Annotated in this window: 16 protein-coding genes; 6 read left to right on the top strand and 10 right to left on the bottom strand. The window is 69.9% G+C overall.

Annotated elements, in window-relative coordinates; translation table 11 throughout:
* The 3 genes from KY572_RS41520 to KY572_RS41510 form a co-directional block, all read right to left on the bottom strand.
* Positions 1 to 320 (bottom strand): hypothetical protein (locus tag KY572_RS41520; protein ID WP_224249293.1); only part of this gene is annotated, 320 nt, incomplete at its 3' end.
* Between the two features lie 162 nt (positions 321 to 482).
* A complete protein-coding gene (locus tag KY572_RS41515; RefSeq protein ID WP_224249292.1) occupies positions 483 to 2,546 on the bottom strand; it encodes an alpha/beta hydrolase family protein in 2,064 nt (687 codons plus the stop codon).
* A gap of 241 nt (positions 2,547 to 2,787) precedes the next feature.
* Positions 2,788 to 5,259, bottom strand: a complete 2,472-nt coding sequence (locus KY572_RS41510; protein WP_224249291.1) for an alpha-L-rhamnosidase-related protein — start codon at positions 5,257 to 5,259, stop codon at positions 2,788 to 2,790.
* A gap of 222 nt (positions 5,260 to 5,481) precedes the next feature.
* Between KY572_RS41510 and KY572_RS41505 the strand changes: the two genes are divergently transcribed.
* Complete coding sequence (locus KY572_RS41505) at positions 5,482 to 6,261, top strand: HipA family kinase (protein WP_224249290.1); 780 nt, start codon at positions 5,482 to 5,484, stop codon at positions 6,259 to 6,261.
* Entirely contained in the window at positions 6,239 to 6,628 is a 390-nt protein-coding gene (locus KY572_RS41500; protein ID WP_224249289.1) for a DUF3037 domain-containing protein, read from the top strand. The genes KY572_RS41505 and KY572_RS41500 overlap by 23 nt, the downstream gene beginning before the upstream one ends.
* 239 nt (positions 6,629 to 6,867) lie before the next feature.
* Here the strand turns inward: KY572_RS41500 and KY572_RS41495 are convergent, their stop codons facing one another.
* The 3 genes from KY572_RS41495 to glgX form a co-directional block, all read right to left on the bottom strand.
* Positions 6,868 to 7,914 carry a fatty acid desaturase gene (locus tag KY572_RS41495; protein ID WP_224249288.1) on the bottom strand — a complete coding sequence of 349 codons (1,047 nt, stop codon included), beginning with the start codon at positions 7,912 to 7,914 and terminating at the stop codon, positions 6,868 to 6,870.
* A gap of 99 nt (positions 7,915 to 8,013) precedes the next feature.
* Positions 8,014 to 9,828 carry an acyl-CoA dehydrogenase gene (locus KY572_RS41490; protein ID WP_224249287.1) on the bottom strand — a complete coding sequence of 605 codons (1,815 nt, stop codon included), beginning with the start codon at positions 9,826 to 9,828 and terminating at the stop codon, positions 8,014 to 8,016.
* Positions 9,829 to 10,165: 337 nt separating this feature from the next.
* Positions 10,166 to 12,304: a glycogen debranching protein GlgX gene (glgX, locus tag KY572_RS41485; RefSeq protein ID WP_224249286.1), complete on the bottom strand. Its 2,139-nt coding sequence runs from the start codon at positions 12,302 to 12,304 to the stop codon at positions 10,166 to 10,168.
* 270 nt (positions 12,305 to 12,574) lie between these two features.
* Here glgX and KY572_RS41480 point away from each other — a divergent pair, with 270 nt between their 5' ends.
* Positions 12,575 to 13,531: a hypothetical protein gene (locus KY572_RS41480; RefSeq protein ID WP_224249285.1), complete on the top strand. Its 957-nt coding sequence runs from the start codon at positions 12,575 to 12,577 to the stop codon at positions 13,529 to 13,531.
* Positions 13,532 to 13,761: 230 nt separating this feature from the next.
* On the top strand, positions 13,762 to 14,607 hold the full coding sequence (locus KY572_RS41475) for a DUF4142 domain-containing protein (RefSeq protein ID WP_224249284.1): 846 nt from the start codon (positions 13,762 to 13,764) through the stop codon (positions 14,605 to 14,607).
* A gap of 61 nt (positions 14,608 to 14,668) precedes the next feature.
* Here the strand turns inward: KY572_RS41475 and KY572_RS41470 are convergent, their stop codons facing one another.
* Positions 14,669 to 15,934 (bottom strand): hypothetical protein, encoded by a 1,266-nt coding sequence (locus KY572_RS41470; RefSeq protein ID WP_224249283.1) that lies wholly within the window; start codon positions 15,932 to 15,934, stop codon positions 14,669 to 14,671.
* Between the two features lie 189 nt (positions 15,935 to 16,123).
* Between KY572_RS41470 and KY572_RS41465 the strand changes: the two genes are divergently transcribed.
* A complete protein-coding gene (locus KY572_RS41465) occupies positions 16,124 to 16,333 on the top strand; it encodes a hypothetical protein (protein ID WP_224249282.1) in 210 nt (69 codons plus the stop codon).
* A gap of 19 nt (positions 16,334 to 16,352) precedes the next feature.
* Here KY572_RS41465 and KY572_RS41460 read toward each other — a convergent pair whose 3' ends face one another.
* The 3 genes from KY572_RS41460 to KY572_RS41450 all read right to left on the bottom strand — a co-directional run bounded on the left by KY572_RS41460 (position 16,353) and on the right by KY572_RS41450 (position 21,444).
* Entirely contained in the window at positions 16,353 to 18,071 is a 1,719-nt protein-coding gene (locus KY572_RS41460) for an NAD-dependent malic enzyme (protein ID WP_224249281.1), read from the bottom strand.
* A 192-nt stretch (positions 18,072 to 18,263) separates the two neighbouring features.
* Positions 18,264 to 18,815 (bottom strand): hypothetical protein, encoded by a 552-nt coding sequence (locus tag KY572_RS41455; protein WP_224249280.1) that lies wholly within the window; start codon positions 18,813 to 18,815, stop codon positions 18,264 to 18,266.
* 106 nt (positions 18,816 to 18,921) lie between these two features.
* Complete coding sequence (locus KY572_RS41450; protein ID WP_224249279.1) at positions 18,922 to 21,444, bottom strand: efflux RND transporter permease subunit; 2,523 nt, start codon at positions 21,442 to 21,444, stop codon at positions 18,922 to 18,924.
* Positions 21,445 to 21,890: 446 nt separating this feature from the next.
* Between KY572_RS41450 and KY572_RS41445 the strand changes: the two genes are divergently transcribed.
* On the top strand, positions 21,891 to 24,356 hold the full coding sequence (locus KY572_RS41445; RefSeq protein WP_224249278.1) for an efflux RND transporter permease subunit: 2,466 nt from the start codon (positions 21,891 to 21,893) through the stop codon (positions 24,354 to 24,356).
* The last annotated feature ends 5 nt before the right edge of the window (positions 24,357 to 24,361 follow it).

The raw sequence follows: 24,361 nt of genomic DNA, 5'->3' as shown, positions 1-24,361 counted from the left end.
CCCAGGGACTCGTGCGCCAGCTTCCTTCCCGTGAGGAGGAGGGAGTCCTCCAACTGGCGGAAGAGCGTCCGCGCGCGACTGTCCCCCGCCTGAGCGTCGGCGTACACGCGCTCGAGGTGCTCGGCGCGGTACACGAGCAGCACCGCGGAGCGCTGCCCCACGAGCTTCCCGTGAGCGTCGCAGTACAGCGCGTAGTCGAAGGCGGGAGGAACGTCCCTTTGCAGCTCCTCGAGAGGAACCGCCTCTGACTCACCGCAGTTGCCGCCCATCAGCGGGACAGACAGCAGAACCAGCAGAGCCAGGGGAAGCAGGCGTGCCATGAGCTGGAGCCTTGCACCGCCCCTGCTCGTCCAGAAGGACCGCCCGGGAAGGACGCACCGCCGCCTCATGGCCGCCGCGTGAAGTCCGGCGACAAGCCGTGACTTCCACTCCGTGCTGCGTGGGCGGGAGCACACTTGGCTCCCCCGCCCGGGACTACCCGACTACGGCGCGCTCTTCACCACCGGGCTCGCGCCGCCCTGCTTCGTCCACTGGTCCAGCCAGCTCAGCACCGTCTCGTGCCACAGCACGCTGTTGGCGGGCTTGAGCACCCAGTGGTTCTCGTCCGGGAAGTAGAGGAACTTCGACGGGATGCCCCGGCGCTGGAGCGCGTTGAAGGTGCCCAGCGCCTGCGTCTCCACCACCCGGAAGTCCTTGCCGCCCTGGATGACGAGCATCGGCGTCTTCCACTTGCCCACGTGCTCGATGGGGCTGTGCTTCGCGTACGCCGCCGGGTTGTCCCACGGCGTGCCCTTGTGCTCCCACTCGGGGAACCACAGCTCCTCCGTGTCGAAGTACCCCATCCGATTGTCGAGGATGCCGTCGTGGTTCACCAGGCACTTGAAGCGGTCCGACCAGTTGCCGGCGATCCAGTTGATCATGTACCCGCCGTAGCTGGCGCCCAGCGCGCACACCCGCTCGGGGTGGAGGAACGAGTAGCGCGCCGTCGCCGCCGCCAGGCCCTTCTGCAGGTCCTCCAGCGGCTTGCCGCCCCAGTCATCCTGGATGGCGTCCGTGAAAGCCTGCCCGTAGCCCGTCGAGCCGTGGAAGTCGATGCTCACCACCGCGTACCCGTGCCCCGCGAACGCCTGCGGGTTCCATCGGTAGTGGAAGTGGTTGGCGAAGCTGCCCTGCGGCCCACCGTGGATGAGCAGCGCCACCGGGTACTTCTTCTTCGGATCAAAGCCCACCGGCTTCACCACGAAGCCGAACACCTTGTCGCCGTTCGCCCCAGGGAAGGAGAACGTCTCGAAGTCACCGAAGCGGATGGAGGCCAGCGCCTCCTGGTTCACGCGCGTGAGCTGGCGCGCGTCCGAGCCATCCACGTTGACGGAGAACAGGTCCGCTGGCGACTTCAGGGTGTCGAAGGCGTAGACGAGGCGGCCTCCGGCGACGGGCTGCACGTCCGTGGCATAGCCCTCCTGGGTGATGGCGCGCACCGCGCCGCTCGCCACGTCGATGGCGAAGGCCGGGTGCTGCAGCTCGTTGTAGGCCGCGGTGAAGAGCGTCTTGCCGTCCGCGCTCCAGGTGAGCGCCTCGGCCGAGCGGTCCCACTTCTCCGTGAGCACGCGCTCCTTGCCGTCCGGCCACGAGCGGAGGATGACGCGCAGGCGATCCGCCTCGTAGCCCGGGCGCTCCATGGCCAGGTACGCCAGCGTCTTCCCATCCGGGCTGAACACGGGCGAGGTGTCCGTGGCGCGGTTGCTCGTGGTGAGCTTGCGCGGCTGGCCCTGTCCGTCCGCCGAGGCGACGAAGAGGTCCAGGTCCGTGCTCCACGACTCCTGACGGCCCGCGTCCCGAGCGGTGAAGACGACGCCCTTGCCGTCCGGGGTGAAGGTGAACTCCTCCGCGCCGCCGAAGGGCTTGCTCGGGGCGTCCGCGTCCATGCCCTTCGTCACGTCCACGGGCGTGCCGCCCGCCACGGGCAGGACGAACAGGTGCGAGCGCCGCCCGTCCGCCCACGTGTCCCAGTGGCGCACGAAGAGCTTGTCGTAGACGCGGCCGGAGCTCTTGCTCTTGGCCTTCGTCTCCTGGCGCTGGGGGGTGCACTCCAGCGTGGCGCAGTCGGGGAAGACCTCCAGGGCCACCGCGAGCCGGGCGCCGTCGCGCGAGAGGGCGAAGGCGTTCACGTCGAGCGGGAGCTTCGTCACCTGCTGGGGCTCGCCGCCGTCGATGGGCAGGCGCCACACCTGCGAGGAGCCTCCGCGCGAGGAGAGGAAGAAGAGGCTGCGCCCATCCGGCGCCCACACGGGCTGGTTGTCCGCATCCGGGTGCGAGGTGAGCTGGCGAGCGCCCGAGCCGTCGGCGTTGACGAGCCACAGGTCCGTGCGGCCGCGGTTGGCCTCCATGTCCGTGGTGCGCAGCACGAAGGCGATGCGCTGGCCGTCGGGCGAGACGCGCGGCTCGCTGAGCCGGCGCAGGGTGACTTGATCCTGGACGTTGTAGGGGTGAGGCGAGGCGGCGGGGGCGGCGGTGAGCGCCAGGGCCGCCAGGAGCGACAGGGGCAAGGCTTCCTCCGAGTCGGAATGACAGGGTTCCACGCGCCAGCACTGCACGGGCGCGACGGCGGGGAACGTGCCTGCTTCGCTCGCGACTGTCCACCTCGACCGACAGCCTCGCCGCCTCAGCACGGCGGGGCGGCTGCACCGACGCATCAGGTCGGAGCGCACCCGGAGTGTGCCCCGTCAGCGGAGCCCCCGCCTCGCAGGGCGGACACCATGCGGCCCTGGAGCTCCGGAGGCGGTCCGCTCAGCGAGGAGCCTCCGCGCGAGCCTCGAGGGTCACGACACTGCGTCCGGGCGCCAGCGCCCGGGTCTGTCCTCCCCAGGTGAGCTCTCCCGGGACGCCTGGGGGAAGCTGGACGCGAGCCTCGAGCCGCCCGTTCCTCACGGCATACGCCACGGACAGCTCGCCGCGAGGATGAGGGATGGTGCCACTCGCCTGCGGGAGCGAGCCCAGCGCCGGTCGCAGGCTCACCCGCTGCCAGCCGGGCGCCGCCGCGTCGATGCCCAGCACGGTGCGGTAGAGCTCGATGTTGGGGCTCGCGCCCCAGGCGTGACACTCGGAGCGGGACGGGTCCTCCGTCTCGGCCCACGTCGTCAGCCCCTGGGACAGCATGCGGCGCCAGGGCCCCAGCTGATCCAGGTACTGGTCTCCCAGCCCTGCCTTGCGCATGGCGTCGTGGACATAGAAGCGGAAGTAGATGGTCGGGCGGGTGAGGGACGTGTCGGCGAGCGCCCGCTCCAGCAGGGTCCGCGCCTCATCGCCAGTGACGACGTCGGCCAGGACGGCGAGCGCGTTCGCGTGCACCGAGAAGCTCCTTCGGTGGGCGGTGTCGGCGAAGAGCTTCCGACCCTCATCCCAGTAGAGGTGGCGGAGGGTGGCTCTCAGCGCGGCGGCGGCCTTCGCGTGCTGCTCCGCGAGCGCCGCGTCTCCCACGGAGCGCTCCAGCTCCGCGGCCCAGGTGTACGCGAGCAGCAGGTGCAGATCGAACAGGGACGAAGCGCCCAGGGCATCGCTCTCCGGGAAGAACGTCTCGCGAGGCTTGCTCCAGGGGGGCGGTACGCTCCAGCTCGGGGGCACACCTCCGGGCCACCCGTCCACCCAGTCGACGAAGCCCCAATAGGGCAGCCGCGCCAGCCCGCCGTCCGGCCGCGAGTGCCGCTGGAAGTACGACAGCACCGCGCGGACGCCGGGGAGCTGCTCCCGCGCGAACGCCGGATCGCCTCGGTACCACCAGTGGTCATGCACCAGGCCCACCCAGAGCAGCGAGAAGGCGGGGATGTACTGGGGCGAGGAGACGGGATAGCGGCTCATGGGCGGCTCGTCTCCCGTGCGGGACTGGTTGAACTGGACGATGGCGTTGCGCATCAGCCGGTCGTCCCCGGACATATAGAGGGAGACCAGCGCCTGCACCCGCGTGTCGCCCACGTACTGGATCTGCTCGTAGTAGGGGCAGTCCATATATGTCTCATGGGCGCACAGGCGCGCGGTCCGCCAGCCCACGTCGAGGATCTTCTCCAGCTCGGAGGACCGGGCGTCGAAGCGCGCCCGCCGCTCGAAGGGATAGCCGGTGTATACGCCGCGCAGGTCCTCGAGGGTGAGCGGCTCGTCGGCTGTCTCGACGGTGAGCCGCACGTAGCGCCAGGTGCGCCACCACAGCGGCGAGAACAGGCGCCGGGTGCCGCCATCCGGCCACAGCTCGTCCGCGTTGCCTCGGAAGCTCTTTCCCTCCACCTCGTCGCGGTGGCCCTTCTCCTTGCCGTCAGCGCCCCAGAGGTTCTCGGCGTAGGCCAGCTCCACCTTCGCGCCTCGCCCGCCCGAGACGACGAGCTCCAGATAGGCGGTGGTCAGCGAGCCCTGGTCCAGCAACAGCTCGGCGCGAGTCCGCGCGGGCACTCGCACCGCGGCGGGCTGGGCGGGGAACCCCGGGGGCACCTGGACGCCGGTGGCGCGGCGCATGGCCTTCAACCGCTCGGGGCGCTCCTCCATGAGCGGGATGGTGCGAGGCACCAGCAGCCAATCGAGGTCGGTGACGTTCGTCCCCTTCGCCGCCGCCGGTGCCACGACCTGCGCGGGAGGCCACGCCGCATCATCGAAGCCGGGCAGCTCCCAGCCCCACGGATGCCGGTCCGCCCGCAGCCGGTCCCCAGGCCCGGCCACGTAGAAGGTCTTCATCCGCTGGAAGTCCATGGGGAGCACCTCGAAGCCCTCGTCCCGGATGGCCTTCCACGCGGGGCCGCTGTCGACCAGGGCGCTCTCCTGCGCGCCGACTCCCTGCAGGACGAACCCGGTGCGGTGGCTGACCTGGGCGAAGGGTGAATGCTCGGCGTAGTTCCACACCACCGCGGCCAGGACATTGCGCCCGGCGCGAAGCTGGGGGCCGATGTCGACCGTCTCATAGCGCCAGTTCTCGACGTCGCCCCGGGCCGGGCCGCGCACCACCCGCACGCCATTGACGAAGAGCTGGTAGCGGTTGTCTCCGCTGACGTGCACGCGGAATGCTCGAGGCCTGGCCGGCAGCTCGAAGGTCCGCCGCAACAGGTACACCCCATAGGCGCGAGCCGGCTGCCCGGCCACGGCGATCCACTGGGCCGTCCATTGCTCGGGAGCGGGGGAAGAGGCCGCGGTGGGGGCCGGCGCGGCCTGGACGGAGTGGGTCAGCAGGGCGCCGAGGAGCAGCCAGAGACAAGAGCGGGGGGAGCCTGGGGACACGGGCATGGCGGGCCCGAATCCTAAAGGAGGTTCGAGGAAGTCCTGTCACGACGCGTCCGGTTCACCCCCTGCCGGGCGCAACCTGTGCGAACTGGTCTGCTTGTCATACCAGTTCGGTACCGGCTCGCTCACAGGGCGCCTCCCTGGCCAGGCAGTCCCGGGCGGCCCGGGGGAGGGTGGCCGGACGGTTCCCACGGAGTGCGCACGGCTCCGTGATAAGTGCGGGGCATGCTGAGAACGGTGACGGCGACCCGGTACGTGACGCCGCTGCGCGAGGGCGGCTCGGTGCCGGCCATCGTCGAGGCGGATGACTCGGGCATGTACGTGCTGAAGTTCCGCGGCGCGGCCCAGGGGCTCAAGGCGCTCATCGCCGAGCTGCTGGCGGGCGAGCTGGGGCGCGCCATGGGGCTGCGCGTCCCAGAGCTCGTGTTCATCCACCTCGACCCGGTGCTCGGCCGCGCCGAGCCGGACACGGAGATTCGAGACCTCATCAAGGCCAGCGGCGGGCTGAACCTGGCGCTGGACTACCTGCCGGGTTCCATCACGTTCGATCCAGTGGTGGGGCCCTCGCCGACCGCCGAGGAGGCCTCGGACATCGTCTGCTTCGACGCGTACGTGACGAACGTGGACCGGACGCCGAAGAACCCCAACATGCTGCACTGGCACAAGGCGCTGTGGCTCATCGACCATGGCGCCTCCATGTACTTCCACCACTCGTGGGCGGAGTACCTGGAGCGCGCTCGCACCGCGTTCGGCCCCATCAAGGACCACGTGCTGCTGCCCTGGGCCACGGCGCTCAAGGCCTCCGAGGCCACCTTGCGCGGCAAGCTGACGCCCGAGGTGCTGGAGCGGACGGTGGCCCTGATTCCCGACGAGTGGCTGGGAGCGGAGGAGTTCCCCACCAAGGAGGCGCACCGGGCGGCCTACCTCGCCTGGCTGCGCGAGCGCCTGGCGGCGTCCCCCCGTTTCATCGAGGAGGCGGAGCGTGCCCGCGCGCAGCTCGTTTGACTACGCCATCGTGCGCGTGGTGCCCCGCGTGGAGCGCGGCGAGTTCATCAACGCCGGCATCATCCTCTTCTGCCTCACCAGCCGCTTCCTGTCGGCCAGGGTGGAGCTGGACGAGCAGCGCCTGCTCGCGCTCGCGCCGGACGTGGACGTGGAGCTGGTGCGCGGCCACCTGGAGGCCATCCCCCGCATCTGCGCCGGGGGCCGGCCGGCGGGGCCCATCGGGCAGCTCCCCCAGAAGGAGCGCTGGCACTGGCTGGTGGCGCCGCGCAGCACCATCCTCCAGACGTCTCCGGTGCACTCGGGACTGTGCGAGGACCCCACCCGGGCCCTGGAGCACCTGATGGACACGATGGTGCGCCTGCGGTGAGTTGCTGTTGTACACTTCGCGTAACCTGACAAGTAGGGCGCGTCGTGGGTGGACCTGCGCGGGCGCTCTCGCTAAGCCAGGGGCCATGCGGCTCCGGCCCCGGCCCCCTTGGCACCCCCGGACGGCCAGGCGATGTCTGAACGGAACATCCACATCTGCGTGCGTGCCCGGCAGGTGGACGGGATGGTGCGCATCTGGGTGCTTCACGCTGCCGGTGGCCCAGCCCTGAGCCGCGGCGCTCAGGCCGCCGAGTCGACGGCGGCCGGCGGCTTCTGCAGCGACTCCACCGAGTCCGGCACGCGGCCCACGCCGCCGGTGAGCACCTGGCGCTTCTGCGGGCCCGGCCGGGTGATGCGGCTGTAGAGGCTGAGCGATGGATCGAAGATGAACTTCAGCAGCAGCCCCGTCCACGAGCGGTGCCACTTCAGCGTGTCGTAGAACTCGGGCGCCAGCGCCTTCACCTGCGGCAGCCGGTTCCACGGCACCGCGGAGAAGTCATGGTGCTCGTTGTGGTAGCCCACGTTGAGCGCGGTGAGGTTCCACGGCCCGTAGTACGAGTACGTCTCCTGCGGGTGCTGGATGATGAAGTGCTCCTGGATGAGCCGGCCGCCCAGCGGGTGCAGGCCAATCGAGAAGAAGATGCTCAGCACCACGTAGAGGAACGCCCACGGCCCCATGAAGTAGAGCACCGCGGCGTCCGCCGCGAACACCGCCAGCGCGTTCACCACCGTCCACGGCTCCCAGAAGCTGATCAGCTTGGAGAAGCGCGGCATGCGCAGCGCCTGCATCAGCGGGAAGAAGGCGATCCACAGCGCCTTCATGACGGTGCTGTTGCCCACCAGCTTCGCCTCGGCGTGCGAGGGCAGGTCCGCGTCCAGGTCGAACTCGCCCTGGTGCCGGTGGTGCACCAGGTGGAAGCGCGTGAACGTCACCGCCGACGGAATCACGTGCACCAGGTCCGCGCCGATGGCCGCCAGCAGGTTCGCCGTGCGCCCCTTGAAGATGAGGCTGTGCGTGGCCTCGTGGATGATGACGTAGCAGGTGTTGTTGACGATCGCGCCCAGCGTGTACGCCGCCAGCACGATGACCCACCAGGGCTGCTCGCGCACCGCGTAGGCCATGCCGAACTGCGCCACGAGGATGATGGGGACGAACAGCGCGGTGGCCGGGGTGCGCCCGAACAGCTTCTGCACCTGGGGGTGGGCCTTGAGGATGGCGCGGGTCCGACCCGGGTGCGGCTCTGGCCCCTGGACGACTTCGTACTCCGTAGGAGCTGACTTCGACATCGAACCTCCCATTTTCGCGGTGCGAAAGCAGGAGGCTCTATCGTCGGACTGGAGGGCAAGTCAATGTCGACTGCTCGACTGCTCTCCTCCTCCTTCCGCTCAGAATGCCTCTTCGGGTACTTCCATCAGGTCCAGGCTGCTCTGCTCCACCATGCGCGCGGCGTGGGCGATGCCCGGCAGCACTTCCTTGCAGAACCAGCGCGCCGAGGCGAGCTTGCCCGCGTAGAAGGCCTTGTCGCCCGGGTTCACCTTGGTGCGCTCCAGCGCCACCGCGGCGTGCCGCACCAGCAGCCAGCCGATGACGACCTCCGCCACCGACATCAGCACGCGGTTGCCCTGCATGCCCACGTGGTAGAGCGACTCGCCCAGCTTGCCCATCAGCGTCCCGAGCATCGTCTCCAGGTCGCCCAGCGCCTTGCCCAGCGCGGCGCGCTCCGCCTCGAGCTGCTTGCCGCCCAGGTCCGACTCGGCCGTCTGCCGCACCTGCGCAAGCAGCCCCTGCAGCGTCGCCCCGCCGTCACGCGCCAGCTTGCGCAAGAGCAGGTCCAGGGCCTGGATGTGGGTGGTGCCCTCGTAGAGGGTGTCTATCTTCTGGTCCCGGATGTACTGCTCGATGGGGTAGTCCGCCAGGTACCCCGAGCCGCCGAAGCACTGGAGCGACACGCCCAGCAGCTCGTACGCCTTGTCCGAGCAGTAGCCCTTCACCAGCGGCAGCAGCAAGTCATTGAGCGCGTCCAGCTCCGCGGCGGCCAGCGCCCGGTGCCCGCCCTTGATCTCCACCTGGTCCTGGATGGAGGCGGTGAAGAGGGCCAGGGCGCGCATGCCCTCGGCGTGCGCCTTCTGGGCCATCAGCATGCGCCGCACGTCCGGGTGGCGCATGATGGCCACGCGCGGGGCCGTCTTGTCGCGCCCGGAGAGCAGGTCCGAGCCCTGCTTGCGCTCCTTGGCGAAGTCCAGCGCGTTCAGGTACGCGGTGGACAGCGTGGCCATGGACTTCATGCCCACCGCCATGCGCGCCTGCTCGATGATGTGGAACATCTGCCGGATGCCCTCGTGCACCTCGCCCAGCAGCAGGCCGCGCGCGGGCTTGCCGTCGCCGAACGTCAGCTCGCAGGTGACCGAGCCCTTGATGCCCATCTTCTTCTCGAGCTTGGTGCACACCACGCCGTTGCGCTCACCCAGCGAGCCGTCCTCGTTCACCCAGAACTTGGGGACGATGAACAGCGACAGGCCCTTGGTGCCCGGCCCCGCGCCCTCCGGCCGCGCCAGCACCATGTGGATGATGTTGTCCGAGGCGTCGTGCTCCGCGCTGGTGATGAAGCGCTTGACGCCTTCGATCTCCCAGACCTCCCCGCCCACGTTGCGGGCCTTGGCGCGCGCGGCGCCCACGTCGCTGCCGGCGTCCGGCTCGGTGAGCACCATGGTGCCGATCCACCGCTTCTCGTTGATGTGGGGCAGGAAGCGGCGCTTCTGCGCCTCGGTGCCCAGCCGGTCGATGACGCGCGAGACGAGCGTGCCCAGCGTGTAGAAGGCCACCGGAGCGCTGGCGCCCACCAGCATCTCGAAGGCGGCCCAGCACAGCGACGGGGGCGCGCCCAGGCCGCCCATGTGCGGGGGCAGCTCCAGCTGCGGCATCCCCGAGTCGTAGTACGCGGCGATGGCGCGCTTGAGCAGCGGCGGCAGCGTGACGTTGCCGTTCTCCAGCACGGGCGGGGTGTGCTCGGACTCGGCGAAGCTGGGCGCCACCTCGTTGACGCACACCTGCTGGAGCGTCTCCAGCGTCTGCCGCGCCGCCGTCTCGTCGATGTCGCCGAAGGGGCCCTTGCCCAGCGAGGTGTTGCCGATGTCGAGGAACTCGAAGAGGTTGAACTGCAGGTCGCGCAGGTTGGGCTTGTAGTGGTTCGGGGACGACATCAGGCAGGCTCCTGCGCCGGTCCGAGAGGGGGGCCGGCGGCTCGGGGAAAACGGGCCGCAGGCTACCGCGAGCGCGGGGTGACCGCGACACAGAGCCAACCCGCCCCGGATGTGTCCGACAGGAGCTCAGCTAAGGCCTTGTTCAGTTTGAATAAATTGTATCTGAGTAAAATCGGGCTTTACAGGATTATTCATGATTGCTAGAACGTATCCCGTGACCGTCGCTCAGGCGGCGGTGCATGAGAATTAGCTTCAGGCAGGGACCCACCCTGGTTGTTTCCTGAAGTCAGCGGGCCGGCTCTTACCCCCTGGGAGCCGGCCCGTGGTCTTTGCGGGCTCAGGGCTTCTCGTCGGGCTCGGCCTCGCGGAACACCGCGAGCGAGCGGCCGGCGAGCTCGAAGGGCCCCGGCTTGATGGGCTCCGGGCCTCGCGCGTCATCCGCCGTGTAGAACTCGAGCATCCACTGGGTGCCCTTGGGGCCGTGGGGCACGTTGAAGCGCACCGGCTCGTGGTGGGCGTTGAGCAGCACCAGCAAGGCGTCGCCGATGACGCGCTGGCCGCGCTCGTCCGGCGTGGGGATGGCGTCTCCGCCCAGCAGGAACGCCAGCGAGCGGACGAAGGGCTTCTGCCAGTCCTCCGGGCTCATCTCCGAGCCGTCCGGCCGGTACCAGGTGAGGTCCTTGAAGTGCGAGTCCCAGATGTGGCCGCCCTGGAAGAAGCGGCGGCGCTGCAGCACCGGCTGGCGGTGGCGGAAATGGATGAGCCGCGAGGTGAACTCGAGCAGCGCCTTGCGGCGGGCGTCCAGGTTCCAGTCCACCCAGGACAGCTCGTTGTCCTGGCAGTAGGCGTTGTTGTTGCCGCCCTGGGTGCGGCCCATCTCGTCGCCGGCCACCAGCATGGGCACGCCCTGGGACAGGAACATGGTGGCCAGCAGGTTGCGCTTCTGCTGGTCGCGCAGGGTGATGATCCGCGGGTTGTCCGTCTCGCCCTCCACGCCGCAGTTCCACGCCTGGTTGTCGTCCGCGCCGTCGCGGTTGTGCTCGCCGTTGGCCTCGTTGTGCTTGTGGCTGTAGGTGACCAGGTCGTGCAGGGTGAAGCCGTCGTGGGCGGTGACGAAGTTGATGCTCGCCTGGGGCCGGCGCCGCGCCTCCTGGAACAGGTCCGCGGAGCCCGCCAGCCGGTAGCCCACCTCGCCGGCGAGGTTCTCGTCACCCTTCCAGTAGCGGCGCACGGCGTCGCGGTACTTGCCGTTCCACTCGCGCCACGGCGCCGGGAAGTGGCCCACCTGGTAGCCGCCCAGCCCCACATCCCAGGGCTCGGCGATGAGCTTCACCTTCTGGAGCACGGGGTCCTGGTTGATGATCTGGAACAGGGGCGCGTTGGGGCTGAACTCGCCGCCGCCCATGCGGCCCAGGGTGGTGGCCAGGTCGAAGCGGAACCCGTCCACGTGCATCTCCGTCACCCAGTAGCGCAGGGAGTCGGCGATGAGGCGGCCGGCCTGGGGCAGCGAGGCGTTCAGGCTGTTGCCGCACCCGGTGAAGTCCAGGTAGTAGCGCGCATCCGGCATGAGCCAGTAGTAGGCCGCGTTGTCGATGCCCTTGAACGAGAGCGTGGGCCCCAGGTGGTTGCCCTCGTTGGTGTGGTTGTAGACGACGTCGAGGATGACTTCGATGCCGGCCGCGTGCAGGGCCTTCACCATGGACTTGAACTCGGCCACCTGCGAGCCCGGCGTGCGACGGCTGGCGTAGCGCTGCTCGGGCGCGAAGTAGTTGAGCGTGCTGTAGCCCCAGTAGTTGGACAGGCCCTTGTCGTTGAGGAAGGCGTCGTCGGCCGCCTCGTGCACCGGGAGCAGCTCCACCGCGGTGATGCCCAGCTTGAGCAGGTGCTCGATGACGGCCGGGTGGGCCAGGCCCGCGTAGGTGCCGCGCTGGTGCTCGGGCACGGCGGGGTGGCGCATGGTGAGGCCGCGCACGTGGGCCTCGTAGATGACCGTCTTGCGCCAGGGCACGTCCGGGCGCCTGTCGTTGCCCCAGTCGAAGAAGTCGCTCACCACCACGCCCTTGGGCATGCCGGCGGCGCTGTCCTGCTCGTCCCGGGCGAGGTCCTGATCCTTGTGCCCCAGCGTGTAGCCGAAGACGGGCTGCTTCCAGTCCACCTCGCCGAAGAGCGCCTTGGCGTACGGGTCCACCAGCAGCTTGTGAGGGTTGCAGCGGTGGCCGCGCAGCGGATCATACGGGCCGTGCACGCGCAGGCCGTACAGCGTGCCTGGCTCCATGCCGGAGACGTAGCCGTGCCAGACGAACTCGGTCACCTCGGGGAGATCGAAGCGAGCGATCTCTCGCGACGGGTTGTTGGAGTCGAAGATGCAGACCTCCACCCGCGTCGCCACCTGGGAATAGACCGCGAAATTGACTCCGGTGCCGTCGTACGTCGCCCCACGGGGATAAGGCTTCCCCGGCCACACTTCGATTCCCATCGCCCTGCCGTCCCTCTCACTGTGCACTGTCTGGTGTCAGGGCAATCTGGGTGCTCGCTTGGCTGTGTTCAAGGTGTGTTCAGGGGCTTTCGGACAGATTCGGCGAAGGCGCTCGGGACACTGACGGCCATTGAACGGCAGGCCCCCTGCTCGCAGGGGCCTCTCGCCAGCGGGCAGACAGGCGGAGCGAGCCTTCCACCCCCCTTGGTCTCGTGTCGTAGGCGGCCCAACTTCTCTGCGCGCATCGACAGAGATTGAGGAGCCGAGCCCATGCGAAAGGTCATCCTGGCGGCCGCACTCGCGGTCACGTTCACCCTGCCCCTCACGAGCCAAGCCCAGCAGGGGGGCGGAGGAGCGGGCTCAGGAGGCGCGGCGGCCGGAGGAGGCGCGGCGGCGGGAGCAGGTGCCGCGGGCGCCGGAGGAACCGCGCAAGGAGGAGGCCCGGCGACCACGAACACGCAGGGCCCTGGGCCGAGCGGAGGCGGAGCCCAGGGAGGCCCGCCGACGACGGGCTCCTTCTCGATGCAGGGCGGCTCCCAGGGGACGCTGGGCGGCGGAGGACAGGTCGGGGGCCAGGGACTGGGAGGAGCGGGGGGCGCGGGACAGGGCTCGGCTCCGACCTTATATGGACCGAGTGAGCAGGGTGGCACCGGGGGAGCGGGTGGCGCGGGCGGCACGGGCGCCGCAGGCACCACGGGAACTGGAGTCACCGGCACGGGTGGAGTGGGCGGCACGGGAAGCGGGACCACCGGGACAGGGGCCTCGGGCACCACGGGGGAGGCTGGCGGGACGGGCGCGGTGAACCCCAGGCCGGAGGCCACCGTGGGCGCCGCCTCGGATGATCCCCAGGTGGAGCTCGCCCGACTGCGGGCCGAGGTGGATCGCCTCCGCGCGGAGCTCGACTCCGTGAAGGAAGGCCGGGAGCAGGGCAGCACGGGCACCGGCGGCTCGGGCGCCTCCGCGGACACCCAGTCTCCGCCGCTGGCGAGCGCCATCTTCGAGGGCCGCGTGCGCAACGTCTCCAAGCGCTCCATCGAGGTCATCGATCGCGAGACGGGCGAGCCGTACGTCCTGCGCGTGAACCAGGACACCCGCGCCCGGAGTGGCCAGCGGCGCATCCCCGTGACGCGCATCCGCGAGGGGAGCGAGGTCCGCGCCTCGTTCGATCTCATCTCCGGGGACACCTACGCTACGCAGATCGAAGTGCTCCGCAAGGGACGTCGCTGATCGGGCGCTGCCCCCGGGTACAGGACATCCCTTTGTTCCCGGACAGGCACACCGTCCGGTGCAGGAAACCTCCAGGCGCGAACGTGCAGCGCCGCACTTCCTGGAGAGGAGCCGGGTGATCTCGGTTCCCGGGATGGTCAAGGTGCGCACCCGCTTTCATCGACCGCGAGGGAAGGTGGGCCCATGGGGGACTCACCGACAGCGGTCACTCGACGAAGGGAGAGCAGCACATGAAGCGCATCATTCAGGGACTCCTCCTCACGGGCACGCTGGTGGTGGGAGGCGCAGCGGTGGCCCAGGGCAACGCCCAGGGTAGTGGCCAGGGCGCCACCCAGGGCAGCGGCGCCGCAGGTACCACGGGCTCCGCCACGCAGGGGCAGATGTCCCCGGACACCACCGCCAAGGCCGGCAAGAGCGCGGCCAAGGGCGGCATGCTCGAGCACATGGGCTTCAAGGTGCCCGCCGACGAGAAGGCCATGCTCGAGCGGCTGCACCACGTGAACCAGCATGAGATCCAGGTGGGCAAGCTGGCGCAGCAGAACGGCCAGAGCCAGGACGTGAAGTCCTACGGCGACATGCTGGTGAGGGACCACACCACGTCCGACCAGCAGATCATGGCCTACGCCCAGCAGAAGGGTCTCAAGCTGGGCACGCCCAAGCCGATGGACGACGTGGAGCGCAAGTCGATGGCCGCCCAGAAGGCGAACCTCGAGAAGCTCCAGGCCCTCAAGGGCGCGCCGTTCGACTCGTGCTTCCTGTCCAACATGGTGGGTGAGCACGACGAGGTGATCGGCAAGCTGATGGCCAGCCGGCAGGGCACCGTCGACCCCTCGCTGACCCCGATCGTCCAGCAGCTCACCCAGTTCGTCACCCAGCACCGCCAGCAGGCCCACTCGCTGCTGAGCCGCGTCGGCCCGGGGGCGACCACCACGGGCGTGGGTGGCTCGGGGGACATGAACCAGGGCGTGCACCACGACATGAACAAGGGCACCGGCGGCTCGGGCGACATGAACAAGGACAAGATGGGCCCCGGCGACAAGAACACGATGGATCCGGGCAACCAGAAGAAGTTCTAGCCGCTCCTGAATCGCGGAGGGGGCAGGGGAGCCGTGGCGAGTCGCCGCGGCTCCCTTTTCTTCATGCCGCGGCGGCGCGATCCAGGGAGCGCCAGGTGCCCAGCGCCCAGTCCTGCTCCTCGGGATCGTCGAAGCTCACCACGCACAGCGCGCGCCGGTTTCCGGCCCGGCACAGCGCCGTGAGGCGGCACTCGCCCGGCTCCATGTGCAGCGACGCGCGGCCGCTCACCCGGGCGCCGTGGTGCTCCAGCTCCAGGATGCGGCGCTCGGGGCTGGCGGGGGCGATGTCGTCCGCGTCTCCCAGCGGCACGAAGCGCACGCTGCGACGGTGGTCCCGCGCCACCCAGCTTCCGTCCCGCAGGTGCTCCTCCGCGAGCGAGCCGGGGATGCGGATCTCCCACCCCTGGGGCAGCGCCACATGCACCGAGCCCCGGCGGTAGCCGATGCGAGGGCCCTCGGCCGCGAGCGAGGCCTGGCGGCTCACCTCCTCCGCCAGCGTCCCGCCCATGCCCAGGTAGCCGAGCACCTCCTGCCACTCGCGCCACGGATAGGCCAGCGCCGGGTTCTCCCGCCAGGCCTGCTCCAGCAGCCGCGCCACGTTGCGGAAGAGGCGGCGCTCCTCCTCGAGCAGCGGCGGGCGCCACACCACCTCCGTCCAGAGCCGACTCTGAGCGCGGCCCAGCCGTGAGGCCGCGCCGAGCCCCGGCTCCCACCAGGGGAACACGTCCCTGCCGCGTCGCGGATCCTCGCGCACCGCCTGCAGCCAGGCCTCGTCGCGGGGCCCGAGCGGAGTGAGCAGGGCGCCCGGGTGCTCGAAGACGTGGCCGAAGCGCAGGGACATGGCGAAGCCGAAGAACCCCCGGCTGCGCATCTCCAGCACCTCCGTGGCCACGGTGCCGAGCACCTCGAGCATCCGCGCCTCCACGGGCCCGGCGTCACCGGTGTGGAAGTAGCCCGTCGGGTCCCCCACCTCCTGCGATTCGTCGCGGTCCGCCCAGGTGATGTGGAGCGCCGCGCCGAGCTGTTTCAGCAAGTCACAGAGGTACAGGTGGTAGCCCGGGCCCACGGCGAAGGTCTCCGCGGAGACGACCACCCGGGCCTGTCCGGCGGCCAGCACGGAGACCTCGCTCGCGGCCGGGTGCAGCCGCAATTGCAGGAGCGGAGCACCCTGCGGTCCCTCGACGATGCGAGAGCCCTCGAGCAGCTCGCCCGCGGCCTCGTGGAACCAGCGCTCCACGCGCTCGAGCCAGGGAGCGGGCTCTTCGGGAGGGGAGAAGAAGTGCTCGCCTCCCTGGTATCGACCTGCCAGCAGCAGCTTGACGCTCATCACTCCTCGCGTGGGTGGAGACCGCGGTTCATCCAGGGGAAACAGGCCAGCTCTCGGAACTTATGTCGACTCGCGCCTGCCGGGCGTGCGTGCGTGCGAGGGGTGGTGCTCCTCCCCGGAGAGGGTGTCCGACCGGCCGAGGGCTCACCAACTTTGACTCTCGAGACGATGACTTCAGGAGACCATGCCATGAGCAAGAAGGACGTCCTGCACATCCCCACGCCGGAGACGCCGCACCCGGGCCGCACCGCCCAGACCGAGGACGAGGGGCGCGCTCCCAGCACGCCACCCCTGCGCCCCTCCGAGGGCCCCGCGAACACGCCGGGCCAGGGCGACAACCCGCGCATCATCTCGCCGCAGCCCTCGTCGATTCCCTATCCCGGCGTCGGGGTGAGCTGAGGGGCGGCGAGCCGGACGCCTATCCTCGGGAGCCCGCCTTGCGCACCGGCAGGAACTCGGGGCGCCACATGCGCGCCTCGAGGTGGGCCTCCAGGTTCTCCGGCAGCTTCTCCGTGGCCATGCCCTCCTTCTGGGCCTGCTGGATGACCGCCACCGCCACCTGCTTGCTGGCCACGTGGATCTTGTCCATCCGCGGGTACAGCCCGCCCTGGGCCAGCCGCCCCTTGTCCACGAACTCGGCGAGCGCCAGCGAGGCCGCCGTGAGCATCCCGTCCGTCACCCGCCGCGCCCGGCACGTGAGCACGCCCAGCCCCAGCCCCGGGAAGATGAAGGCGTTGTTGCCCTGGCCCACCGGGTGCGCCGCCCCGTCCCACGTCACGTCCTCGAACGGGCTGCCGGTGGCCACCAGGGCCTTGCCCTCCGTCCAGCGGTAGATGTCCGCCGGCACCGCCTCGCTGTTGGCCGTGGGGTTGGAGAGCGCGAACACCAGGGGGTACGGCGTGTTGGCCGCCACCGCGCGCACCACCTCTTCTCCGAAGGCGCCGCGCTGCCCGGACAGGCCCAGCAGCACCGTCACCTTCGCCTCCTTCACCGTCTCCAGCAGGCTGGGGATGCCGTTGCGCAGCTGCCAGCCCGCCACGCGCGCCGGCTCGTGGGCGAACTCCAGCTTGTAGGGCTCCAGGCCGCGCCGGTCCTTGAGGATGAGGCCCTTGGAGTCGATGAGGAAGATGCGCTGGCGCGCCTGCTCCACCGAGAGCCCCTGGAGCTGCAGCCCTCGGACGATCTGCCGCGCCACGCCCACGCCGCCCGCGCCCGCGCCGTGCACCAGGAACACCTGGTCCTTCAGGTCCCGCTGGCTGACGCGCGAGGCCGCCAGCAGCCCCGCGAGCACCACCGCGCCCGTGCCCTGGATGTCGTCATTGAGCGAGGGCACCATGTCCCGGTAGCGCTCCAGCACGTCGAACGCCTTCTGCTTGCTGAAGTCCTCCCACTGCAGCAGCACGTTGGGGAAGCGCCGCTGGAGCGCGGTGACGAAGCGGTGGATGAAGTCGTCGTACTCCTGGCCCTCCATGCGCGCGCGGCGCACGCCCAGGTAGAGCGGATCCTCCAGCAGGTCCTTCCGGTTGGTGCCCACGTCCAGCTCCACCGGCAGCGTCACGGCGGGGTCGATGCCCGCCGCCGCCGTGTACAGCGACAGCTTGCCGATGCAGATGGCCAGGCCGCCGAAGCCCTGGTCGCCGATGCCGAGGATGCCCTCGTTGTCCGTGGCGACGATGAGCTGCACGTCCGGGAAGGGCGTGTTCTCCAGCAGCGTGTCGATCTGGTCGATGTTCTCCGGGTTCACCACCAGCCCGCGCGGGTAGCGGTAGATGCGGCTGAACTGCTCCACCGCCTGCGCCACCGTGGGGGTGTAGATGATGGGCATCATCTCCTCGATGTGCCGATCGATGAGCGCGTAGAAGAGCACCTCGCTGCGGTCCTGCAGCGCGCGCAGGAAGACGTGCTTCTCCAGGTCCGTGCGGAAGCTCTTGAAGTTCGCATACGAGCGCTCCACCTGCTCCTGCAGGGTGGAGACGTGGGTGGGCAGCACGCCCATCAGGCCGAACTCCTTGCGCTCCTCCCAGGTGAAGGAGGTGCCCTTGTTCAGCAGCGGCAGGCGGGTGAGCACCAGCCCCGGCAGGGCCGTCTCGAGGTAGGGGCGGCCGTTCGCGTCGTACTTCTTCTCGTACTGTTTCATGGGTGGCGCGCAGGTTGGCCGTCCACTCCCGCCGGTGTCGAGAAGCCAGGCGCGTGACGCGAGGCGTCGATGCGCCGCGGAGTGCCTCCTTCCATCATGGGAGGAAGAAGGTGGTCTGTTCCGGGCTCAAATGACGACGCCCGCGCGGGTGCGCGGGCGCCGTGGGTGCTGCCTGGACGAAGAGGCCCGCGCCTAGCGCGCGCCCTCGGGGAGATCGCTGGTGTCGTCCGTCAGGCCGTCCGGCGAGACGTAATCCGACGGGGACTCCGGGGTGCGGAGGTCGTCGACGTTCCCGCCCGGGTTCAGGTCGTCGTCCATCGGGTTGTTGTCGATGGCGTCGTCGCCGAAGCCGGCGCCGCCGGTGCCCGACTCGGGCGGCAGCGTGGTGTCGTCATGGACGCCCGGCTCGGCCTCGGAGTCGCGGATGCTCTCGCTCTCACGCGTGCGCATCGGATCGTCCTCCGGCATGCGGAGGTTGTCATCCGACTGCTTGGTGGTGCTGATGTCGCTGCCGGAGCCCCCGGTGCCCGGGTCCGTGGTGGTGCCGGTGCCGGTGCCGCTGCCCGAGGTGTCCGTGCCGGTGCCGGTGCCCGTGCCGGTGGTGTCCGTACCGGTGCCGGTGCCGGTGGTGGTGTCCGTGGTGCCCGTTCCTGTCTCCGCCCCGCTGTTCGACTTGCAGCCCACGAACGTGAGGGCTCCCGCGATGAGACCTGCGACCAGGAACTTCCGATTCATGATCTTCATGGTGTTCTCCCTTTCGTGTCTGGAAGGCTTCTGCTGGTCGGAAACCTGGACAGCAGGATCGGGACTTGCAGGAGCCGCTCGACGGGCAGCACGCTCCTCGGGCTGCTCAGCCCACGGGGGTTGCGTCCGTGGGGTGAGGCGGCTGAGGCTGCTCCGCGTCCTTGGAGTGGAGCTGGCGCAGCAGCCGCTTGCGCCGCCGCCGCTCCGAGAGCACCAGCAGCAGGGCCGGGAAGGCCACCAGCATCACGAGCAGGTTCACCCCGAAGCCCAGGTTGGCCAGTGTGCCCACCGAGAACAGGCCTGGATGGTTGGCCAGCAGCAGCGCGCCGAAGCCCACGGCGCTGGTGAGCAGACCGCCGCAGATGGCGCGCCCCGTCTCCGAGTACACGGAGACGAAGTCGCTGTCCGGTGACACCAGCTGCGTGAGCAGGTGCACCCCCGCGTCCACCGTGGTGCCGATGAGCACCGGGATGACGAGGATGTTCAGGTAGTTGAACTCCGCGTTCAGCAGCGGCATCAACCCCACCAGCACCAGCAGCGACACCACGGTGGGTGTCAGGCACAGCATCGCCAGCCGCAGGCTGCCCAGCGTCAGCCACATGGCCAGCAGCACCGTCAGCACCGAGCCGATGAGGATGAGCGGCGCCTCCTTCGTCACCATCTCGAGGATGTCCGCCAGCACCATGGGCTCGCCGGCCACGGCGATGTGGGCGTGGTTGAGGCCCGTCACCCCGCGCACCTCGTGCGCCAGCTTCCGGATGGCCTGCCCGTCGCCCAGGCTCACCCGCGGGTAGACGAGCACGAAGCCGCTCTCCCCCTGCGGGCCCTGGAACTGGCGGCGGACCGAGGCGGGCAGCTGCTCGCGCGTGAAGGGCTCCGCGCGCACCTGGGTCCGCAGCTCGGCGAGCTGCTCGCGTTGCCGGGCATCCAGCTGCTCCTCGGGGACGTCCTCCAGCAGCGCCTGGAGCCGCCGCAGCACCTCCTGCTTGGGCGCCTGGTCCTGTGGCACCAGCGTCTCCATGGACGCGACGAAGTCCACCGTGGAGCGCTCGCCCAGGCGCTCCTTGCGCGCGCGCAGCTCCCGCACCACCGCGTCCTCCTCCTCCGCGTTGTGCGTCAGCACCACCAGGGGCGTCTGCGAGTAGCCGATGAGCCGGTTCACCTGCCGGTCCATCACGAACGAGGGCAGGTGCTGGTCCTCCAGCGAGCCGAAGTTGTAGTCGAAGCGCACGCGGCCGACGTTCAGCACCAGCCCCGCCACTACCGCCGCGGAGAGCAGCATCAGCGGGCGGCGCCAGCGCACCACCAGGGCTCCCATGGGCGAGCGCTGGTGGGACATGGCCGCCTTGCCGGGCCTCCACCCCAGCCGCGCCGCCAGCCCCAGCACCGCCGGCAGCACCAGCACGTAGGCCAGCACCATCAGCAGCATGCCGATGCCGGCGATGACGCCGAACTCGCGGAACGCGCGGAAGCGCGAGGTGCCCAGCATGAAGAAGGTGAGCGCGGCCACCAGCGCGGAGATGAGCGCCGCGCTGCCCGTGTGGGTGAAGGACTCGCGCGTGGCCTCCTCCTCCTTCCAGCCCTGGCCGCGCAGGTACAGGTAGCGCCCCAGCAGGTGGATGCCGTGCTCGATGCCGAGGCCGCCGAGGATGGCTCCCAGGAAGCCGGTGAGCAGGTTCACCCGCCCGTACGCCAGCCCCACCAGCCCGTAGGTCCACGCCAGCCCCATGCCCACCGGCGTCAGCACCAGCGCCACCGCCAGCGCGCTGCGGAAGTGCACCAGCAGGTAGAGCAGCAGCAGCACGCCCGCCACCGCGGACGCCACCGCGATGTCCCGGCCGATCTGCTTCTGCTGATCCAGCTTCTTCTGGAAGGTGCCGGTGATGGAGGTGCGGAAGTCCGGCCCGTACTTCGACACGTCCTGCGCCTTCAGCACGTTCTCCACCTCGGTGATGACGCGGCGGGAGAAGTCCAGGTCCGCGGAGATGCCCTCCGGCTTGGCCAGCAGCACCACGCGGCGCGCGGCCGGATCCAGGTAGTACTCTCCGCCGGTGCCCGAGCCGGCCAGACGGCGCGCGCTGCCCGCGCCGTACTTCGCCTCCAGGTCCGAGAAGTCCAGCGACGGGGGCTCCTCTTCCACCAGCGGCACGTAGAGCGGGTTGGCGCGCTGCTTCTCATAGGTGAGGCGCGCTTCCAGGCGTCGCTCCACCTCCTGCAAGTCGTCCAGCGACAGGTAGTAGAGCGCGTGGTCCTGGAAGAAGGTGCCCGGCCGCCGCACCTCCACGAAGCGGATGTCTGGCAGCGCCTCCAGCTTGGGCGCCAGCTCGTCGGCGAAGCGCCGCAGCGACTCGGGGTCGCCGCCCTCGCCCACCACCACCACCCAGCCCAGTCCGCCGAAGCGCTGCTCCAGCTCGCGCAGGTCCTCCACGCTCTGGAAGGAGCGAGGCAGCAGGCTCACCAGGTTGGCGTCGAGCGACAGCCCTCGCGCGAAGAAGACGCCGGCCGCGCTCAGGAGAAGGGCGATCGTCAGGGCCAGCCAGGGGCGACGGTAGTTGGCATCCGCCAGCTGGCCGAGCCCCCGCTCCAGGCGTCCCCTCCATCCAGTCGAAGTCGTCGAGTCCGAGGCCATGGTCGCGGGTGCGCCGGGCCCTCGCGCCCGGGCCCTCCCGGCATCGCGGTGAACCGAGCGCCTTCCTCTCCCGGGTCCGCGGCATGCGGAGCCCATCTCTCGGGCCGCAAACTGGCCATGCCACGCCGACGCGGACAGGGCCCTCTTGCCTGCCCGCCTGCCCAGAGAAAGAACGAGTACCCCCCGGGGCGCCGGGGACTGCGACACGTGCGTCGCGGATCAAGGCCCTGGGCTCGGGTTGCCCTAATGGCTCCCGTGAGGCGGTGACGGGGGCATGCCTCGCCGTAGGAAGAAAGCGGGCCTTGTGAGGTTATATCGCCCACGCATGGCAGCGGCCCGGGGCTCCCCCACCCGCCTGGCTGGCTCAGCCCATCCGTTGACTCTCGGGTCGACCCTGGCAATGGTGGGCCGCTTTTCTGCGGACCTTTGGACATCAGAGCGGACACATGAGTGACAAGAGCCTGTCGTCGCGGTTGGAGCGGATGATGGGGGCGCTGGCCGCGCTCACGCATCGCAGGCCCTGGCAGGCGCTGCTCCTGGCCGCGGTGATGACGGCGCTGGGCACCTGGTTCGCCGGCTCGCTCACGCTCAACGCGGACCTGGTGGGGCTGTTGCCCAAGTCGTTCCCCAGCGTCCAGGACCTGGACAAGCTGCGCAAGCGCTTCGGCGGCCAGGGCTACGTCGTCGTCATCGGCATGGGGGCGGAGACGGAGACGCTCAAGCGGTTCGCCGACGACATGGCGCCCCGGTTCGCCCAGCTCTCGGAGATCCGCTACGTCCACTACCAGCGGCCGCGCGCCTTCTTCGAGGAGCACGCCCTCTATTACGTGGACGTGCCGGACCTGAAGGCGCTCCAGGACCGGCTCGAGGCGCGCATCACCTGGGAGAAGGAGCAGGCCAACCCGCTGGTCGTCCGGCTGGAGGACACGCCGCCGCCCCCGGTGGACTTCAGCGACATCGAGAAGAAGTACACCGGCGGTGCCCAGCAGCGCCTGGCCTCGGGCGAGGACATCTACTACGTGGATCCCCAGGAGCGCATGGTGCTGCTGATGCTCAAGCCCAAGGGCAGCAGCGCCGACCTGAACTACGCCAAGCAGGTGGTGGGGCAGGTGCAGGACTTCCTGACGAAGGAGGACCTGTCCAAGTACGGGCCGGGCTTCCGCACGGAGATCTCCGGCACCTTCAAGAAGAAGATCGACCACCAGGACGTCATCACCACGGACCTGGCGCGCGCCTCGAGCATCGCGATGGTGCTGCTCGTGCTCTACCTGGTGTTCCACTTCCGCAGCGGCTGGAGCGTGGCCTTCACGATGCTGCCGGTGCTGGCGGGCCTGTCGTGGACGTATGGCTTCGTGGGCGCCTTCTACGGGAAGGTGAACCTCCTGACGGGCTTCCTGGGCGCGGTGCTGGGAGGCCTGGGCGTGGAGCACGGCATCCACCTGCTGGGGCGCTACACCACGCTGCGGGCCGAGGGGCATGCCTCCAACGATGCGGTGCGCGAGACGTTCCGCCACACGGGCTTCTCGGCCTTCATCGCGGCGCTGGTGGCGGCGCTCACCTTCCTGAGCCTCTCCATCTCCGAGTTCGCCGCCTTCCACGAGTTCGGCATCATCGCGGCGGTGGGCATGCTGGTGAGCGTGTTCTCGTACGTGCTCATCCTGCCGGCGCTGCTGGGGCTGGCCTCGCGCTGGGGCTGGACGCCGCGCGAGCACGCGGCCTCGGCCGGGCCGCTGGCGGCGATGGCTCGGTGGCTGCCGCGCAGCTACCGCGTGGTGGGCGGCGTCATCGCCGTGGCGCTGGTGGTGCTCATCAGCCAGTCGGGCCGCATCGGCTTCAACTACGACATGTCCAAGATGGAGGACAAGAGCCTGGCCTCCGTCCAGCTGGACCTGCGCGTGAACAAGATCCTCGGGTACTCGCAGACGCCGGTGGTGGTGCTCACCGACTCGCAGGAGATGGAGCGCGAGGTGGTGCAGAAGCTGGAGGAGCGCAAGAAGGAGCGCGGCAAGGACACGACCATCGACTTCGTCGGCGCGCTGGTGGACCTGGTGCCCAAGCAGCAGGAGGAGAAGCGCACCATCCTGAACTCCATCCGCGAGCGGCTGGAGAAGCTGGACGCGGAGCGGCTGCCGGAGGACGTCCGCGCCAACTTCGCGCGCGCCCTGAGGATGACGCGGGCCGAGCCCTTCCAGCGCGAGCAGCTGCCAGAGAACATCCGGCGCGAGTTCGAGGGCCTGGAGGGACAGAAGGACGCCGGCGGCGTGGTGCTGGTGTACGCGGCCATCAACCTGGCGGACGGGGCGGGCACGCGGCGCTTCGCCAAGGAGGTGCGCGGGATGAAGCTGTCGGACGGCTCGCAGGTGTCGGCGGCGGGCGAGGCGCTCATCATCGCGGACATCCTGGAGATGGTCTCCCAGGAGGGGCCGCGCATCCTCGCGGCGGCGGTGCTCTCGGTGCTGGCGGCCATGTGGGTGACGCTGGGGCGGCTGCGCACGGCGCTCATCTGCATGCTGCCCACGCTGCTGTCCATCGCCGGGCTGGTGGGGCTGATGGGGGTGCTGGGCATCGAGTTCAACTACCTGAACCTGGTGGTGCTGCCGGTGCTGGTGGGCACCACGGTGGATGCGGGCGTGCACCTCATCCAGCGCCTGTCCGAGCCGGACAGCGACTTCATCTCCGTGTACGCGGAGACGGGGCGCGCCATCCTTGGCGGCCTGCTGACGAGCGCCATCGGTTTCCTGTCGCTGGCCATCGCCCGGCACCCGGGGCTGAACTCCATCGGCAACGTGGCCAACCTGGGCTTCGGGGTGAACGTCCTCATCGTCCTGCTGGGTTTCCCGGCCCTGCTGCTGATGGTGGAGCGCTGGCGCCGCAAGCACGGCACCGCCCCCGTGGCGGTGAAGGAGCCCTGAGGCTT

Source organism: Hyalangium gracile (assembly GCF_020103725.1).
Taxonomy (GTDB): Bacteria; Myxococcota; Myxococcia; order Myxococcales; family Myxococcaceae; genus Hyalangium; species Hyalangium gracile.
The sequence above is the reverse complement of the archived record's forward strand: the minus strand, read 5'-3'. Positions and strand labels throughout refer to the sequence as shown.